We start from the raw sequence: 1194 nt of genomic DNA, 5'->3' as shown, positions 1-1194 counted from the left end.
AACCCGACCCACCGCCATCATTAGCAGTTTCATAACGAAATTGGTCGCTTCCCTCATTTCCAGTCATCGTATCCGGGGTTAAACCGCCATTCAGGGTATCCTCTCCAATTCCTCCCTGTAATAGATCCGTTCCGCTTCCCCCTGATAAACTATCATTTCCGTCATTTCCCCGCAGGCTGTCATTCCCCTCTAAACCGACGAGGGTATCATTTCCCCCCAAACCATTAAGATTATCGCTAAAATTGCCTCCCGTTACTAAGTTCGGATTCGTATCAGCCAACGGTAACAATTCAATATTAATTTGACCCGTCGCCGTCCCCCCTTGACCGTCACTAATCGTGTAGTTGAAACTATCTACCCCGGTATTACTTCCCAAACGAGTATACTGAACTGATGATCCCGATTGAGTCACTAACCCTTGTGCTGTAGGGGGATTATCCACAGAAGTTAACGTTAGAGCATCTCCATCGGGGTCACTATCGTTATCTAAGGGAGAAATCGGGAATTGGATACTATTATTGGTGAAAATTGGGCCATCGGTAACAGCAACCGGAGGCTGATTTAAAGCAATCACCGTAATGGTACTTGCCGCCGTATTACTATTGCTTGTTCCATCATTTACCTGAACCTGTACGGTGCGGGTTGTGGTATTGGGAGGATTAGCTGTATTATTATAAACAACTTGTCCAATGGCGGTTTGATAAGCCGCTAGTGAGGCATTCCCCGTTAAGGTTAAAATTCCGGTGGTGCTGTTATAACTACTGGCGGTAATCCCCGAAGGTAACGCACCATTGGCTGATAAACTTTCCCCACCGCCATTGAGTGGATTTGTTAAAGTAATTGTGGCGGACTGGATGGTGGTATTGTCTGCATCCGTAATTACAATACTACTCCCACTCGCGATCGCAACAGCAGGTTGTCCTTGTTGAAAGGCTACTTCGGTATTATTTCCCGCTTGGCTACCATTTAAGTCTAGGGTTGGGGGTTGATTAGGATTAACAGTAATATTAACCGTCGCGCTACTGGTTCCACCCTGACCATCACTAATGCTATACAAGAAACTAGCCGGCCCTGTATAGTTATTGACTGGGGTAAACAAAACATTGCCATTACTGAGGGTAACCGTTCCATTTGTAGGATTACTAACTTCAGTAATCGTTAACGGATCATTATTGGGATCGGTATCATTTGCTA

Annotated in this window: 1 protein-coding gene; it reads right to left on the bottom strand. The window is 45.4% G+C overall.

Annotated elements, in window-relative coordinates; translation table 11 throughout:
- The coding region (locus IQ236_RS27530) for an Ig-like domain-containing protein (RefSeq protein ID WP_193872420.1) at positions 1 to 1194 on the bottom strand (1194 nt) is incomplete at both ends.

Origin of the sequence: Planktothrix mougeotii LEGE 06226 (assembly GCF_015207485.1) — a bacterium.
Lineage (GTDB): Bacteria > Cyanobacteriota > Cyanobacteriia > Cyanobacteriales > Microcoleaceae > Planktothrix.
The sequence above is the reverse complement of the archived record's forward strand: the minus strand, read 5'-3'. Positions and strand labels throughout refer to the sequence as shown.